The sequence below is a fragment of the Fictibacillus phosphorivorans genome (genome assembly GCF_023715845.1).
Lineage (GTDB): Bacteria > Bacillota > Bacilli > Bacillales > Fictibacillaceae > Fictibacillus > Fictibacillus phosphorivorans_D.
On sequence record NZ_JAMBOR010000038.1, the window covers coordinates 1 to 16,267 of the forward strand.

A 16,267-nucleotide genomic window follows, 5' to 3' on the forward strand; every position below is an offset into this window, starting at 1 on the left:
CTTTTCATGTGGACACGTCCCCTAAATTAGTTTTGTTTAAGTATAAAGAATTCTCACAAGGATGTCTCCACTTTTAAGACTAATTTAAGTACCGCTCAAAAATACCGAGTTTCGCTCAAAATCTCTACGCTACGCTCAAAACACCCCTAGTTTCGCTCAAAAAACTCATTTTTCGCTCAAGACTACTTCCTAACACAAAAACAAGGGAGGCAGAACACCGCGATTCCGGCTGTCATCCCTATAAAAAGGATCGGCCCGGAGCAGAATACGTACTTTTATTTTTGTAACTACTCTAAAAGATTGTTATTTTTTCTTTAAAACTCCCCATGAAAGATGATTGGAGCATAAGGTGCGAGACTCCTGCGGGACTGGGGGTCAGGTGAGAACTTTTAAGGTGCGCTGCAGCAAAAGGGCTCACCGCCTGCTCTCGGAAAGCGAGCACATGGAGCGGAAATCAACTACCTACAAAGTTCTAATTGTTTTTATAAAATTTTAAACTTATAGTTGAGTAAATTTTCTGAACTATGTCATAATGGATAAATACTATTTTGAAAACGCTTTCTGATTAGGTAGTTAAAGGAGGAGGATTTTAATTTGAAAAGTGAACCAATGTTGAACCAAGATCTGCAACACGCAACAATGAACAAGGGACCTATACCACCGCAGACACTGGGACAAAAGCTTAAAATGATCGGTCCCGGATTTGTTGTTGCTGCCACCGGTGTAGGAACAGCGGATATGATCACAGCTATTGTCATCGGAACTTCTTTCGGCATGACCTTCGTATGGGCGATTATTGTAGGAGCTATCTTAAAATATTATTTGAACGAAGGTGTCGGCCGCTGGTATCTCGCAACTGGACAAACGATCCTGCAAGGCTGGCATTCCCTTGGCAAATGGGCAACTACCTATTTTGGCGTATACTCCGTGATATGGGGCTATATTTACGGAGCAACAGCCGCAATGACCTGCGGGTTAGGCATGCATGCGATGTGGCCGATCATGCCAATCTGGGCGTGGGCAGTCGTGCACTCATTGCTCGGTTTCGGACTTGTATGGACGGGCCGTTATCTGCTGTTCGAACGGATCATGACCGTTCTCATCGGTGTCATGTTCATTACAATTATCGGAACGTCCCTGCTTTTCTTGCCATCAATCGGTGAGTTTGCAGGCGGAATCGTACCAAGCATGCCTGATGGATCACTCATGCTTGCATTAGGATTAATCGGCGGTGTTGGCGGTACAATTACGATGGCCTCTTATGGCTATTGGCTGAAGGAAAAAGATTGGAAAGGAAAGTCTTTTGTTCCCGTTATGAGAATGGATACAAAAGCCGCCTACGTAATTACAGGTATCTTTACGATGGCAGCTCTTGTGATCGGTGCTAAATTCTTGTTCGGTACAGGTGTAAAACTTGAAGGGGATCAAGGTTTGTTGGACCTTGCCGGACTGCTTGGACAGGAATTTGGAACGCCGTTACGCTGGCTTTTTCTGATTGCCTTCTGGTCTGCTGCTTTCACATCACTACTCGGTGTATGGAACGGGGTGCCTTACTTGTTCGCTGACTTCTTAAGAACGATTCGAACAAAAAAGGAAGACCTCCATAAAGTGAAGCCTGTGTCGGAAAAAGATAAGTCTTATCGTGCTTATCTCGCTTGGCTGACATTTCCTCCGATGCTCATTTTCGTCTTTGGTAAACCAGTACAGCTTATCATCATCTACGGTGTACTTGGTTCATTGTTCATGCCTTTCTTAGCGATCTCTTTGATCATCTTGTTGAACTCGAAGAAGGTAGACATGGAGTATCGCAACAAATGGGTGACAAACGCGGTTTTAATCGGTTGCCTCCTCATGTTTGCGTACCTCGGACTAAACGAACTGCAAAAATTACTTTAATAAAGAAAACGTCTCGTATTGCTGCGGGACGTTTTTTTTGTGGATAAATCCAGGGTCAGAGCGGTGCAACTTATGGTTGCAAGACCATTGCAACTAATACTATCTTTACTTTTATCAGAAGAATTAACCATAATAAGTGATAGATCAATGAAAGGTGACTCGAAAAATGACTTTTGGAGAGAAATTAAAAAACGAGCGAAAGAAAAAGGGTTGGTCGCAAGAAGAGTTAGCTGAGAAACTATTTGTTAGCCGCCAGTCCGTATCGAAATGGGAGAACGGCCAGAATTATCCCAGTATCGAAGTGATTATCAAGTTAAGCGATCTTTTCGAAATAACAATTGATGAATTGTTAAGGAGTGATGAAGAATTGACAGACAAAGTAATAAAAGATAGTAAACAATTGAAACACCCTAGGCTGAAACTCATGTTTGATTTTTTAGTTTTTATTGGCCTTGTTCTTTTACTGGTTAAAATCGTTGTTTTACTTTTAAACAAATTTACAACATTAGATTTTTCATTGTACGGGAGCCATTTTCTATATAATTTTGGACCTTTACTTTTAACGGTCATTGGTGGAATTGGCTCTGATCAATTGAAGAAAAGTTACAAAGAGGAATAAAATTGCTGTATGTGTATCACGTTTGTAAGACATTTTTTTAAGAGGATAACGATTTTTCATGTAGAAGTGTTAGCATAAGGACCATAAAAAGGAGGGCATATATGTACGAACTGAAGACCAAAGTGAACGACAATAGTGTCATCGAGTTTATTGAAAACGTGGATAGCCCGAAAAAACGTGAAGATGCTTATAAGCTATTAGATATTTTCTCAGAAACGACTGGTTTTGAGGCGAAAATGTGGGGACCGAGCATCATAGGTTTTGGCTCGTATCACTATAGATATGATACTGGCCATGAAGGAGATGCACCGCTTGTTGGATTTTCGCCGCGTAAAGCGAAAATCAGCCTCTATTTGGCGACAGGAGACCCGAACCGGGAAGAACTCCTGAGCAATTTCGGTAAACACACGACGGGTGCCGCTTGTGTGTATATCAATAAATTAGCAGATATTGATGTAGAGGTGCTAAAAGAACTGATTGAACAGTCTGTAGCTTTTTTACAGAAAACATATCCACAAACATAAGTGTAGGCTAAAAGGAGGTTACCTTGAAGAAACAGAATCCAAATTCTTTTTCAAACATGGGGTTAGTGGTAGGCATAGTAATTGGTGTTTCAATTGGAGCTGCGTTTGATAATATAGGCATTGGCATAGGAATTGGTATCGCTGTGGGCATTGCCCTTCAGGGTATACAGAAGAAAAAGAAATAGCAAATAACGTAAAGGAGCCCAATGAGGACTCCTTTTTGTTTTTATTAGTGCTTGCATCTGCATTTGCACTTACAGCTGCAGCTGCACTTTTTTTTCTTTTTTCTGCATTTCTTGCACTTTAGAATGATGTAGCTTGAAGAAGACTCACATTTATCCCAAAACATTAAAATCACCCCCGCTATTTCCCAGCACTTGTTAAATAGCGCTGATACCTCTATCATATGCGGGAGCGGACAAGTTGTTTAGACGAATGGAGAAGAATATTTATAATGTAGGCGATTGACTCTAGTGGTCATGGTTTCAATAAAATCTTGGACAAATGCCTGATAGTTAAACCAATTGGCAAGATGGTCAACTTCTTCTGGAGGCTCCTGTGGAACTAGCGGCCTGAAGTCTGCTTCACTAAGCCCTTTAGTTGCGTCCATGTTGATGGAAACCGTTGCTTTTCTGTTCACATAACGTACTTGGTCAGGATGGGTGAGCGCAAATAATGGCAGAACATCATGCAGGGGACTGCCCTCAATACCAGGTACCAGTTTTTTATATGCTTCGTTATAGAAATCAAAGATCGGCTTGATTAATGGTGAAAACTCATTGTACGTTGCTGAAGATATTACATTGATCGTTTCAGGTTTGATAATCGCGTAGTTCGTGACGTTCAATGGAAAGATATAGACGTTCTTCGCTTTATTGAGTACGAGGTTTGAGGCGATGGCATCGCCGTGAAAATTTGCTTCAGCAAGCGGGGTGACATTCCCCGGCACCAGAAAAGCTCCTCCCATTATATAGAAAGCTGAGATCTTGCTCATTTGTTCATCACCACCCAATATAAAGGCGGTCGCTAATGAGGTGGACCTTCCAACGTCCACAACGATTAAGTTATTTTCATATTTCTTAATAATTTTAAAGATTTCATCAAAATTTAGAACCTCACGTTGAACCGTATCCGGTGGCTGAATGGGTCCGAGACCTTCTTCGCCATGGATTTCAGGATAATAAACGGCGATCTCACCGCTGAATGGACTTCTTGCGCCCGCAATAATAGGGACGTCCTGACGATTCGCAAGCTGCAAGAGATAGGCAATATTTTGAGTGGCCTGCTGCTGATCCACGTTTCCATAACTTGAAACAATGCCCACCACTTGTATTTCTGGGTTAAGCAGTGCATACATGATCGATAGGGAATCATCAATTCCTGGGTCACAAAAAATCAAAACATTATACATAGGCGCGCCCCCTTCAACGATAAATATATGCAGAAATATCATGAACTTAACTGTTGGTAATCTGAACTTTTATTAAATAGGTGAATGGTAGGACGAACGATTATGTAATAGGTAACTTTTAGAAAAACATGCTATCATGAAAACAAACGATAAGGAGTTGAGTGAAAATTGAAACAAGAGATCATCGAAAGATTTACTTCTTATGTAAAAGTGGACACCCAATCAGATGCTAGCAGTGAACATATACCTTCAACACCGGGACAACTGACTCTCGCAAACATGCTTGTTGAAGAGTTAATAGAGATCGGCATGGAAGATGTGACGATAGATGGGAACGGCTACGTGATGGCAACTCTTCCATCTAATACGGATAAAGATGTACCTGTCATCGGCTTCTTAGCTCATGTTGATACGGCATCTGATTTTACCGGAAAAAACGTTAATCCGCAGATCGTAGAGGACTATGATGGGGAAACAATTAAGTTAAATGAAAAATTACATATTGAACTATCACCGAAAGATTTCCCTAGTTTAAAAGATTACAAAGGTCATACTTTGATCACGACAGACGGTACTACACTGCTTGGAGCGGACAACAAAGCGGGTATCGCAGAGATCATGACGGCCATGAAATACTTGATTGACCACCCAGAGATCAAGCATGGGAACATCAGAGTGGCGTTCACTCCTGATGAGGAGATCGGCCGCGGTCCGCATAAGTTCGATGTTGCTGCGTTTGGAGCAAAATTTGCCTACACAATGGACGGCGGACCTCTTGGCGAACTGGAATATGAGAATTTTAATGCAGCGGATGCAAAGATCAGAATTCTAGGCAAGAACATTCATCCAGCTTCTGCAAAAGGAAAGATGGTCAACTCTGCTAAAATCGCAATGGAGCTTCAGGGTAAACTACCTGCCGACGAAGCGCCTGAATTTACGGAGGGCTATGAAGGCTTTTATCATCTGATCGGTTTAAAAGGTGATGTTGAATTGACAGAGATGGTTTATATCATCCGAGATCACGACAAGGAACTTTTTGAAAAAAGAAAAGCAAAGATGCAGGCGATCGTTGATGAACTAAGAGAAAAGTATGGTCAAGATAACATTCAGCTTGAGATGAAAGATACGTATTACAACATGAAAGAGAAGATCGAACCTGTTAAGGAAATCGTGGATCTCGCTTACAAAGCGATGAAGAACTTAGGAATCGAGCCAATCGTAAAACCAATCCGGGGTGGAACAGATGGTTCTCAGCTATCCTTTATGGGGCTGCCAACACCAAACATCTTCACAGGCGGGGAAAACTATCATGGCCGATACGAATACATCTCAGTCGATAACATGATCAAAGCGACAAAAGTCATCGTCGAACTTGTTCAATTATTCGAGCAGGAAGCATAAAGCAAGTGGAAGCTAACCCTTTATAGAGAGTGGTTAGCTTTTTTTTCAGGCACCTATTTTTTGAGGTGTATCACATATTTACCATTTAGTGTCATTTTATATTTCGAAAAATTCTAAAAATAGCTGTCATTCATATCGAAAACTAATTATAATATATTTATATAAATAAACTACTCAGTCGATTTTAATTAATGAAGATAAACCATTAAAGGAGGAGCCACATGGAATCCTATATTTTTGAGAGAAATCGTAACAAACTGAAAGATTTGCTTCCGAATGAATCCCTTACGATTCTTTTTGCTGGGAAAGCGCCACAGAAATCAGCTGATGAGGACTATGCTTTCGTACCGAATCGCAACTTTTATTACTTAACAGGTATTAACGAGCCAAACGTGATTCTGATGATGAAGAAGAACGGTGAAACATTTGAAGAAACGCTTTTTATTAAAAAAGCGGATCCTTTCATGGAGAAGTGGGTCGGTAAAACCGTTTCGAAAGAGGAAGCGGAAAACATCTCGGGAATCAAAGACATTAAATATGTGGATAGCTTTGAAACGGTTGTGGCAGGAAATTTCTTTACGAATCAAACGAAAGCAGTGTGCCTGGATCTAGAGCGACGCGGTTGGTCAGGTGCACCAACAAGCACCTCTCTTTTTGCCAAACATATTCGTGAGCATTATCCACACGTTGCGATCCATAACATCTATCCAGAGATCTGTGACCTGCGCGTGATTAAATCAAATGAAGAAGTTCAGAAGATTAAAGAGTCGATCGAAATCACCAAAGAGGGAATCTATAATCTATTAAGGCATGCAAAGTCCGGTATGATGGAATATCAGCTCGAGGCACACTTTGATTTTACTTTAAAATACAACGGTGTTCGGGATTATGCCTTTAAGACCATCACTGCAAGCGGCAAGAACGCAACAGTTCTGCATTATGAGCACAATAACGCAATGACGCAAGATGGTGATCTCGTCCTGCTGGATCTTGGCGCACAAAAAGATTATTACAGTGCGGACATCAGCTACACGTTCCCGGTAAACGGGAAATTTACAGACCGCCAGAAAGTGCTTTATAACATCGTGTTAAAGGCGCTAAAAGAAACAACCGCGATGATTAAACCCGGTCTTCCTTTTGCAGCACTAAATGAATATGCAAAAAAAGTGCTCTCCGAAGAGTGCAAGAAAATCGGCTTGATCCAAGAGGATTCCGAGATCTCTAAATACTATTATCATAGTGTCGGGCATTTCCTTGGACTTGATACACATGATGTCGGTTCGTACAAAGACCGCGTGCTTGAGCCCGGAATGGTGATCACGATCGAGCCGGGTCTTTATATTGAAGAAGAGTCGATCGGTATCCGATTAGAAGATGATATTTTGGTAACTGAAGACGGATTTGAAAATCTATCAAAAGATATCATGCGTGAAACAGATGTGATTGAAGAGTTCATGGCAACACAAGGAGCTCAAGCTGCTGTAAAAGCATAAATAGAAGAAGAGACTGCTGTCTCTTCTTTTTTGTGAAATCATACTCGTTTAAATAAACGATCCATCCAACTGCGGAAGGAACGGGGGGAACCGTTAGTTACTGATAACAGTTTTTGCCCCTTCACGTATCTAGTAATATTGTGCCACAACACATTCGCTTGTTTTTCTCGAGATCTAATGTTCTCAGGTGTTTGATCCATAACAGATACACAGTCACCTGCACCAAATAAGAATGGAAACTCTGTATTCTGTAAAGTATTTTTCACAAGCATCGTGCCATTTTCAGCAATAGGGACCAGTGCTTGTTTAAATAAAGAGAACTTCATATTCATATCAAAAGAGATCACATCAAAACGGTAGATCTCGCCTGAAAAACCGAGCAGCATCTTTTGAAGCGGGTCAAACGAGATAATGGTGTCTTCCACAATAGAAATCGAGTTGTTTTCGGGTAAGTTTTCTAAAACTAGCTCCTCTTTAGAAGGTACGATAATCGTAATGCCATAGCCTTTAGGCTGTTGTTTGAATAGATGGCGAAGGATAGATTGGTGGACTGTATCGCCGCCGATTAATAAAATTCTAGTCAATTTACGCACTCCTGTTAAAGTTTTTTCTTATATCCATCATAGTGGTTTATAGCGATATTCCCAAACGGTTCGCTTTTTTCTCAGAAACAATAATAAAATCATAAAATATTGTGTCGCACATTATTAAAGAAGGACCTTGAGTATTTCTCTCAAGGTCCATCCTTATAGTTACTTAATATAATACTTTCTTTGCCAACACGCTGATTACTGAATCATCCATTGGCGGGTTATGGAGACCAGCTCTTACGTCACGAAAGTAACGCTGTAGAGGATTATCTTTTGACAGGCTTTTAGCACCAACGATTCTCATCGCAATATCAACGATTTTGTTCGCTCCGTTGGTGACGATATGCTTTACGGCTGCAAGTTCCGCTCCCATTTTCGGCCTCTCTTCAGGGAAAGAGACCCATTTTTCGGCCACTGCATATAACATTTGCTTGCATTTGTAGTATTCCAGTTCCATCTCTCCGACCTTTCTTTGCACTTCAGGGACGTCTTTAATCGGTCCTGGTAAGCTGTTTGGTGAATACGTTTTTGCAAACTCAATGGCATATTCTCGTGCCGCACCTGCGATTCCTAGATAACAAGCGGGTATGTGTAGCAGCCAGGCCTTCGGAAAGGAATAGTTCGTTTGGTCGCCTTCTTCTTCAACCAGAAAGTGAGAAGGGACGCTTACGTTGTTTAAGAGTAAGTCATCACTCCTCGTACCTTGCATAGAGATCATGCTCCACGTTTCTTCGATCGAAACGCCCTCTAAAGAATGATCCACTAAAAATACACCTTTTTGATCTGTATCCCCAATCCGGGCGGTAACAAGGGAATAGTCCAGTGCCACTGCCATGGAAGTAAATGATTTTCGTCCGTTCAACAGCCATGTTTCGCCCTGTTGAACAGCTGTTGTCTGGGGCATGCCTCCACGAGTAGGTGAGCCTGTGGCTGGTTCTGTAGCCGCACGGTTGATCAAGCTTTTTCTGTCCACAATAGTTTCACATAGTTCTTGAAACCTGTCTGCGTTCCAACTGCCATTTTCTGCGATTTCCAGCAGACTGCCTAAATGCCAGCCAAGACATAGAGCTGTTGCGCTGTCACCTTTAGCGATCCGTTCTTGTACGGACAGGAACTCAAGGAGATTAAGTCCATGGCCCCCATAATGTACAGGAATCGTTAAAGCTTGAAAATCCTTCGCTTTTAATTCCTCAAAGTTTTTAAAAGGAAAGTGCTGTTCCTCATCAAATTTTGCCGTTCTTTGTGAAAATTGCTGTGATAGTTCCTCTGCCTGTTGCAGGATTGATTGAAAAGACATGAGATGTTACTCCTTTTAGCTTTCAACGGATTGTCGTGCAGTACTGTTTGCGTAAGAGAGGGCCGCAAAACTTAGTAGAATCATGACCGCAAAACTAGCAATCGTACTGGCAAGCATGGCAAGATAAATATTTTCGATGACTCCAGTATTCGTAAAGAAGCAATAGAGTGCAGTTCCGGTGATCAAGGATGCAATCGCACCATACTTATGAGCATGCTTCCAAAAGTAAGCCAGTAAAATAGGGGCCATAACACCGCTTATGATGGCGGAATAGCTGAATTGAATCAACAAAGATAATGATTCAGGTCTGTTTAACGATACATACAGCGTGATCAATCCAACAAAAAAGAGTGAATACTTGGATACCTTTAATGTTCTTTGTTCCAGTTCGTGATTGGTCAGGTGTTTATTGAAATACGGTGCTACGACTTTATAGATGTCATTACCGATGCTTGACGTAATTCCAAGATACAGACTATCTGTACTGGATAGAATCGCTGAGATGATCCCGAAGATCAATAAGGCAGCAAACACCGGATGGAACGCTTCAAATAGATACATAGGGATGGCCTGGTCTGCATTCTGCAGGTTTGGGAAAGAAGCACGGGCAGCCAAACCTCCAAGTACCATCAGTGTTGAGATAATAAAAAGTATAAGTCCAGATGACAGCACGAACGGTCGAAGATCTTTCTCGGAATCAAGCGATAAAATTTTATTTAATAGATGAGGCATCAAGACAAAACCGAATAACAGGAACTGTACTGCTGCTATGGCAAGTTTACTATTGTAGGGACTTCCTTCTGCCGTGTTAACTGCTTTTACGAGATTAGGGTCTACACTTGCAAGTTTGGAAGTTAAGGTACCAAAATCCCCGATTACCCAAAAGATCGAGACAAATACGAGAATACTCGTGACTGCCATGAACAATCCCTGGACTCCATCCGTGACGAGCTGGGCATATGCGCCTCCTAGTCCGATATATAGTATCGTAATACAAACCGCGATGACGATTCCCCATGCATAAGGCATGCCGATAATGGTTTCAAAAATAGTAGCCAAGCCGACATTCTGGCCAACAATATAATAAACGTTAAAAAGAATTAAGAGAGCAACAAGTACTTGTAAGGTTTTACTGTTATACCGTCTGCCGAGCCATTCAGGTAATGTCAGCACATGACCGCATTTCTTCGAATAACTCCAAAATTTCTTAGCAAGCAGTACGAGTGCAATCCACGAAACACCAAAACAGCCTAGGGTGTACCATAAGACAGATGTTCCGTACTGATAAGCAAGTCCGGGAACGCCGATGAACAGATTTACGCTGGCGTAGGTAGCTGCGAAACTGGCGCCGACGATAATCGGGCTCACACTGCCTTTTGCTGTTGTGAATCCTTTTAACGTATGACTATGGGAAGAGCCTTTCTTCCCAATCCAGGTCATTAAAAAGAAGTATCCGATAAAGAGGGAAGCAACGATCCAGATGACATAGCCTGGTACGTTCGCTAGCATTACTCACCGCCTCCTTTTGGATAATATTTATAAACAATCGTTAATCCGATAATCCAGCAAACGGCAATTAATAAAAAATACGTAGTGATCATAATCGATAGGGTCTCCTTTAGTTGAGAATAGGTGTCACTTCTTCAAGCGTCTCGGGATTCTGAAGAGTAGAAATATCGCCAAGTGGCTTTCCTAAATAACGGCTCTTCAGCAATCTGCGGGCGATTTTTCCGCTTTGTGTTTTAGGAAGAGCAGAGATTCTGATGATTCTGTCTGGTTTTAGTGCTTTTCCAAGTTTCCGGCTGAGGTGTTCTCCAAGTTCAGCTTCGCTTACATCGCCTTGCAGCACTGCAAAAACAACAGCGGCTTCTCCTTTAATCTTGTGCGGAACACCGATTGCAGCACTCTCGATTACTTTTTCGTGACTGGAGAGCGCGATTTCAATCTCGCTCGGACCGAGGCGTTTTCCGGCAATGTTTAACCTGTCATCTGCACGGCCCAGGATGTACCAGATCCCGTCTTCATCTCTCTTAACAAGGTCCCCATGTGCCCAAACTTCGTCCCACTTGCTCCAATATGAACGGAGATACCTTTCATCATCTTCCCAAAACGAATGGGTCATTCCCAAAAATGGCTGTTGAAGAGCAAGTTCTCCGATTTCTCCCTCTGTATCACTGCCTTCTTCGTTTAAAATGGCAGCCTTTATTCCAGGAATCGGTCCATGAAAACCACAAGGCTTAAGAGGCTTTGTGGGATAACAGCCGAGGATGCCACCTGAGATCTCGGTGCCTCCTGAGTAGTTGATGATCGGACATCGATTCTCGCCGATATGTTCCAAGTACCATTGCCAGGCTTCGGGATTCCAAGCTTCTCCGGTCGAACCAAGAATGCGGAGAGAAGAGAGATCATTCTTTTTAAAGGTTTGCAGATCCTTTGTCATCAAGGAACGAATAACAGTAGGAGCTAGTCCGAAAATGGAAACCTGGTGTTTTTCAATGAGAGACAATAGACGGTTCGCTTCTGGATAATCGGGACTTCCTTCGTACAGTACGAGTGTGATTCCGTGAATCCCGGAACCGAGTAAGATCCATGGTCCCATCATCCATCCGAAATCCGTCACCCAGAATAAGCGGTCTTCCTTTTTTACATCAAAGCAGAAGTACATATCAATCGCACTTTTTAACGCATAGCTCGTATGAGAATGCAGTGTTCCTTTTGGTTTTCCAGTAGTACCTGACGTGTAGATGAGCAACAATGGATCGTTCGCCTCAACGAGAACTGTCTCTGTGGATCGGCCAGGCTGGATGACATCTTCTACATTCTTGTACCGTCCAGATCGTACCGGTGGTGTTGAATGAACATGATTCACAACAAGAACATGTTCAACGGAAGGAGACTTTGAAACCGCCTCTTCTGCAACTGAGAGCAGGTCGATCACTTTACCGCGTCTATAAAATCCGTCTGCTGTAATGATTGCTTTTGCTTCTGGATCTTGAAGCCGGACAGCAACTGCTTCTTCTCCATAACCTGAAAAAATAGGGATTACGATCGCTCCGATTTTTGCGCATGCATAAAAGGAGATAGGAACCTCAGCGATCAGAGGTAGGTATACGGCAACGCGGTCGCCTTTTTGAATGCCTAGTTGAACAAGACCAGCTGCAAGTTCATTGACTTTTTGATTGAGGTCCAGGTAAGTGATGGAAGTGGTGCGACCGCTCTCTTCCTCGATCACGAAAGCTTCCTTGTGGCCGTTTCCGTCCGCAATATGCTTCTCAATCGTGTTCTCAACAATGTTGGTTCGTGCCTGATTGAACCAAGATGTCCAAGCAATTCCTTTTGAGTTGTCGATTACTTGTTCATAAGGTGTGTTCCAGCGAAAATCAAACTCTGAAAGAATCGCCTCATAGAACCAGGTTGGGTCTTGAAGGGAACGTTCATATAACTCATCCGGATCTCTTAACTGATGCTTTTCAATAAAGCGTGTAAGATTTGCGTTCTGAATGTGTTCATCAGATGGAAACCATTCAAATGCATGTTGTTGTGGTTTTGTATTAACAGTGATCTCAGCGCTCATCTTCAATTACCACCTTTCAGGAACTTCAATTAATAGTGCTGTACCTTGGCCGCCGCCACCGCAGAGAGTAGCGATTCCTTTACCGCCTCCGCGGCGCTTCAGTTCATGAGCCAACGTTAAAATTAACCGGAATCCCGTTCCTCCAAGCGGATGACCGATAGCGATCGCTCCTCCGTTTACGTTTACCTTGTCAAAATGGATACCCAGTTCATTGCAGCTCGCGATCACAACACTTGCGAACGCTTCGTTAATCTCGAATAAGTCGATATCATCAATACTTAGATTATTTTTCAAAAGTACATCTTTAATGGCTTGTGCTGGTTTTAGGTGGAGACTTGTATCTGGTCCTGCGATCTCGCTCCAGCCAAGAATCCTTGCAAGTGGAGTCTTTCCGAGTCTCTCAGCTTTCTCCTCTGATGCGATGATCCCAAGACTGGCACCATCAGACATCTGTGAAGCATTTCCTGCTGTAATCGTTCCTTCTTCGTGGAAAGCAGGACGCAGTTTGGCTAGTTTTTCAACAGATGAATGAGGGCGGATGCCTTCATCTTCCTCAAGAGAGTATTTGCCTGTATCAACCGGTACAATCTCCGCTGAAAGTCTGCCGTTCTTTCGTGCATCTTCCGCTCGGGACTGGGAAAGGAAAGCAAATTCGTCCTGTTGTGTACGTGTTATACCAAGCTCTTTATTCTTGTTGTCACTGAGTAGCCCCATCGATTGTTCATTTAAAGAGCATCGTAGCCCGTCGTTTAAGGAATCGTAAAATTCAACATGTCCAAACGAAAGTTCTTTTCGGATCGAAGCAAGGTGTGGAGCATTTGTCATCGAATCAAAGCCTCCGGCAACAAAGAGCTCACCTTCACCAAAGTGAATCTTCCGAACGGAGTCAATCACAGTTGATATTCCAGCGAGACATACGTTGTTTAACGTGATCGCGGGTGTACTTAATGAAACACCTGCGTTAGTTGCAACCTTCCTAGCCGGATTCTGGCCGTGGCCCGCCTGGATCACTTGTGCTAAACTCACACCATCTGCCGTTTGAGCCTCTGGTACTCTAGCGAGTAATTCTTTTAATGCAATCGTTCCTAAATCCGTCCCGTCAAAAGGGGATAGCGAACCCTTCCATTTACCAAAGGGAGTACGTACCCCATCTATAATCACTGCACTCATCTAAACCGTCTCCTTTTTATACAAATAAAAAAACCTCTTCTCAAAAAAATAAGAAAGAGGTTTAACATTCATAGCTCTTCCTTATCTTTCAGACTAGTTAGCCTGCTGGAATGGGCACCTTTTTATTGTCTTGCAATAAATGGTTGCCGCGGGATCATTGGACCAGATTCCTACCCCGACTCTTGATAAGGTAAATAGATTATTCGCTTGTTTGAAATTGTTGATAATCTTAGCACAGCAAAAAAACAATTGTCAACTGATTATTTAGAAAATAATAAAAATAGTAACGAGAGTCTTTGAATAAGTTTACAAGCTTGTAAGATAATCTTTCAAAAAGGTAGAAATGTAGCGTTAATAAAATTAAAATGGGAGAAAAAAGGGGCTTGGCTGTGGAAATCATTACTATTAAGCGGGTAGATAAATATATAGAAGAACTTTCTGACCTTTTAATAAAAGTAGTTCATGGCGGGGCATCCATCGGATTTTTGCCACCACTTAAAAAGGATGTTTCTGACGCTTTTTGGAGAAGCTGTGTGACACCCGACATTATTTTTATCGCGGCAAAAGTAGATAACAAGATTGCCGGAACGGTCCAGCTCCACTTGTGTACGAAACCAAATGGCACACATCGTGCTGAAGTCGCGAAGCTCATGGTGCATCCTAACTTTCGGCTACAAGGGATTGCCCGTCAGTTAATGAACGAGATCGAAAATCGAGCGAAGCAGGAAGAACGTTCATTGCTCGTCTTAGATACAAGAGAGGGAGATTCGGCGAACGTGCTCTATCAATCTCTCGGTTTTATCGAAGCGGGACGCATTCCAAACTTTGCTCAGTCTGAAACAGGAAATCTCGATACGACGATCCTTTATTATAAAACGATATAAATGGGAAGGGGCTGACTGTTTAAGTCCCTTTTTTAGATCAAACAAGAGAAAAAGGACGTTTTGAAGAATCAATATCACCATCTTTAGCCGTTTTTCGTTACGTAGGTATATTTGAAAAACCAAGTTTGCGCGAAAAGCCACCTGTTCTGCGCGAAGAACTAGGTTTTTGCGCGTAACTCGGCGATTCTGCGCGAAAAGAGGGTCATCTTGCGCGAACGTGTAACTTGTCCTTTTGGTTCAGCCCCTTTTTCACATGCCATTTTATGAACCTCGGGCTAATTCCTCTATTCTTCGGGTATACAAGATATTAAACCAAAGCAGATATACCCTGAGGAGGAGTTAAAAGATGAAATGGCGAGGCAGACGTGGAAGTTCAAACGTTGAAGACCGGAGAGGGATGGGTGGTAAAGGACTCGCAGTTGGAGGAGGAGTCGGCGGTCTTATCATCGTCTTACTCATAACGTTATTAGGCGGGAACCCCGGTGATATTCTTGGAGGGATCAACGACGGATCTGAGGAGAATGCTCCATACGAAGAAACAGAGAAAGAAAAAGAAGATGCTCAGTTCGTCTCTGTTGTGTTGGCGGATACGGAAGACGTCTGGACCGAAATTTTTCAGGAAAAAGGCAAGACGTATAAAGAACCGAAGCTTGTTTTATATACAGGAAGTGTTCAGTCGGCCTGTGGAGCAGCGGGTTCATCTGTTGGCCCTTTTTACTGTCCAGGGGACCAAAAGCTCTATATAGATCTTAGTTTTTACCAAGAACTTCAGAGCAAATATGAAGCACCAGGAGATTTTGCGATGGCTTATGTGATTGCTCATGAAGTCGGACACCATGTGCAAACCCTTTTAGGACAGTCTCAACAGCTGCAGGAGATGCGCTCAAAACTAAGTGAAGAAGCTTTTAACAAATATCAGGTCAGATTTGAACTGCAGGCGGATTATTACGCAGGTGTTTTTGCGAATCACGCACAGGATATGAACGTGCTTGAAAAAGGAGATCTGGAAGAAGCCCTGACCGCAGCAAGTGCAGTCGGCGATGATACGCTTCAGAAGAAACATCAAGGCTATGTTGTTCCTGAAAGTTTTACACATGGCACATCGGAACAGCGCAAACGATGGTTCCAAAAAGGATTTAAAAATGGAACCATTGAGGGTGGAGATACGTTTAAAGCGAAAGAACTGTAAAGAAAATCGCAAGAAGGAAGCTGACTGACTTTGATATGCTCCCCTTAAGGTAGACAGATTAAATAAAAAATCTGTTTTACCTTAAGGGGAGTTTTTTTATGGGGCATTCTAAAGAGTTTAAATACAAAGTCTTGTCCACTTATGAAAATGGCAATATTACTGTAAAAGAGCTTTGTGAAAAGTTTGGAATTTCAAAGAACTCATTCAAGAAATGGGTTA

The 16,267-nt window shown here is 42.4% G+C and carries 15 protein-coding genes and 1 riboswitch; of the genes, 9 read left to right on the top strand and 6 right to left on the bottom strand.

The window, feature by feature from the left end; translation table 11 throughout:
• Window positions 1-594 precede the first annotated feature (594 nt).
• The 4 genes from M3206_RS18410 (at window position 595) to M3206_RS18425 (ending at window position 3,224) form a co-directional block, all read left to right on the top strand.
• Window positions 595-1,896, top strand: coding sequence for an Nramp family divalent metal transporter (locus tag M3206_RS18410; RefSeq protein ID WP_349774025.1), 1,302 nt, complete (start codon window positions 595-597; stop codon window positions 1,894-1,896).
• A gap of 166 nt (window positions 1,897-2,062) precedes the next feature.
• Window positions 2,063-2,515: a helix-turn-helix domain-containing protein gene (locus tag M3206_RS18415; RefSeq protein WP_251313979.1), complete on the top strand. Its 453-nt coding sequence runs from the start codon at window positions 2,063-2,065 to the stop codon at window positions 2,513-2,515.
• A gap of 101 nt (window positions 2,516-2,616) precedes the next feature.
• Window positions 2,617-3,039: a DUF1801 domain-containing protein gene (locus M3206_RS18420; RefSeq protein ID WP_251313980.1), complete on the top strand. Its 423-nt coding sequence runs from the start codon at window positions 2,617-2,619 to the stop codon at window positions 3,037-3,039.
• Window positions 3,040-3,062: 23 nt separating this feature from the next.
• Window positions 3,063-3,224 (top strand): hypothetical protein, encoded by a 162-nt coding sequence (locus M3206_RS18425; protein WP_251313981.1) that lies wholly within the window; start codon window positions 3,063-3,065, stop codon window positions 3,222-3,224.
• Window positions 3,225-3,466: 242 nt separating this feature from the next.
• On the opposite strand, the gene M3206_RS18430 is transcribed toward M3206_RS18425, so the two are convergent.
• Complete coding sequence (locus M3206_RS18430; RefSeq protein WP_251313982.1) at window positions 3,467-4,450, bottom strand: nucleoside hydrolase; 984 nt, start codon at window positions 4,448-4,450, stop codon at window positions 3,467-3,469.
• Between the two features lie 168 nt (window positions 4,451-4,618).
• On the opposite strand from M3206_RS18430, the gene pepT reads away from it, so the two are divergent.
• Window positions 4,619-5,851 carry a peptidase T gene (gene pepT / locus M3206_RS18435; RefSeq protein WP_251313983.1) on the top strand — a complete coding sequence of 411 codons (1,233 nt, stop codon included), beginning with the start codon at window positions 4,619-4,621 and terminating at the stop codon, window positions 5,849-5,851.
• Between the two features lie 221 nt (window positions 5,852-6,072).
• Window positions 6,073-7,344, top strand: coding sequence for an aminopeptidase P family protein (locus M3206_RS18440; RefSeq protein ID WP_251313984.1), 1,272 nt, complete (start codon window positions 6,073-6,075; stop codon window positions 7,342-7,344).
• 38 nt (window positions 7,345-7,382) lie between these two features.
• On the opposite strand, the gene M3206_RS18445 is transcribed toward M3206_RS18440, so the two are convergent.
• The 5 genes from M3206_RS18445 to M3206_RS18465 form a co-directional block, all read right to left on the bottom strand.
• On the bottom strand, window positions 7,383-7,928 hold the full coding sequence (locus tag M3206_RS18445) for a hypothetical protein (RefSeq protein ID WP_251313985.1): 546 nt from the start codon (window positions 7,926-7,928) through the stop codon (window positions 7,383-7,385).
• 172 nt (window positions 7,929-8,100) lie between these two features.
• Complete coding sequence (locus M3206_RS18450) at window positions 8,101-9,231, bottom strand: acyl-CoA dehydrogenase family protein (RefSeq protein ID WP_251313986.1); 1,131 nt, start codon at window positions 9,229-9,231, stop codon at window positions 8,101-8,103.
• 15 nt (window positions 9,232-9,246) lie between these two features.
• The gene (locus M3206_RS18455; protein WP_251313987.1) at window positions 9,247-10,740 is read right to left on the bottom strand and encodes a sodium:solute symporter family protein; all 1,494 of its coding nucleotides are present in this window, start codon (window positions 10,738-10,740) and stop codon (window positions 9,247-9,249) included.
• Between the two features lie 109 nt (window positions 10,741-10,849).
• The gene (locus M3206_RS18460) at window positions 10,850-12,805 is read right to left on the bottom strand and encodes an AMP-binding protein (protein WP_251313988.1); all 1,956 of its coding nucleotides are present in this window, start codon (window positions 12,803-12,805) and stop codon (window positions 10,850-10,852) included.
• Window positions 12,806-12,811: 6 nt separating this feature from the next.
• A complete protein-coding gene (locus M3206_RS18465; protein ID WP_251313989.1) occupies window positions 12,812-13,975 on the bottom strand; it encodes an acetyl-CoA C-acyltransferase in 1,164 nt (387 codons plus the stop codon).
• A 78-nt stretch (window positions 13,976-14,053) separates the two neighbouring features.
• Window positions 14,054-14,167, bottom strand: a riboswitch (SAM riboswitch).
• Window positions 14,168-14,340: 173 nt separating this feature from the next.
• Here M3206_RS18465 and M3206_RS18470 point away from each other — a divergent pair.
• The 3 genes from M3206_RS18470 to M3206_RS19255 all read left to right on the top strand — a co-directional run.
• On the top strand, window positions 14,341-14,859 hold the full coding sequence (locus tag M3206_RS18470) for a GNAT family N-acetyltransferase (protein WP_251313990.1): 519 nt from the start codon (window positions 14,341-14,343) through the stop codon (window positions 14,857-14,859).
• Between the two features lie 346 nt (window positions 14,860-15,205).
• On the top strand, window positions 15,206-16,048 hold the full coding sequence (gene ypfJ / locus M3206_RS18475) for a KPN_02809 family neutral zinc metallopeptidase (protein ID WP_251313991.1): 843 nt from the start codon (window positions 15,206-15,208) through the stop codon (window positions 16,046-16,048).
• A gap of 98 nt (window positions 16,049-16,146) precedes the next feature.
• The coding region (locus M3206_RS19255; protein WP_425590752.1) for a transposase at window positions 16,147-16,267 on the top strand (121 nt) is incomplete at its 3' end.

Bases quoted from the DNA above. Each gene is read 5' to 3' on its own strand.
- M3206_RS18465 (WP_251313989.1), bottom strand. From the start codon at position 13,975: ATGAGTGCAGTGATTATAGATGGGGTACGTACTCCCTTTGGTAAATGG.
- M3206_RS18420 (WP_251313980.1), top strand. From the start codon at position 2,617: ATGTACGAACTGAAGACCAAAGTGAACGACAATAGTGTCATCGAGTTT.
- ypfJ (WP_251313991.1), top strand. From the start codon at position 15,206: ATGAAATGGCGAGGCAGACGTGGAAGTTCAAACGTTGAAGACCGGAGA.
- M3206_RS18455 (WP_251313987.1), bottom strand. From the start codon at position 10,740: ATGCTAGCGAACGTACCAGGCTATGTCATCTGGATCGTTGCTTCCCTC.
- M3206_RS18415 (WP_251313979.1), top strand. From the start codon at position 2,063: ATGACTTTTGGAGAGAAATTAAAAAACGAGCGAAAGAAAAAGGGTTGG.
- M3206_RS18470 (WP_251313990.1), top strand. From the start codon at position 14,341: ATGGGAGAAAAAAGGGGCTTGGCTGTGGAAATCATTACTATTAAGCGG.
- M3206_RS18460 (WP_251313988.1), bottom strand. From the start codon at position 12,805: ATGAGCGCTGAGATCACTGTTAATACAAAACCACAACAACATGCATTT.
- M3206_RS18450 (WP_251313986.1), bottom strand. From the start codon at position 9,231: ATGTCTTTTCAATCAATCCTGCAACAGGCAGAGGAACTATCACAGCAA.
- M3206_RS18430 (WP_251313982.1), bottom strand. From the start codon at position 4,450: ATGTATAATGTTTTGATTTTTTGTGACCCAGGAATTGATGATTCCCTA.
- M3206_RS18440 (WP_251313984.1), top strand. From the start codon at position 6,073: ATGGAATCCTATATTTTTGAGAGAAATCGTAACAAACTGAAAGATTTG.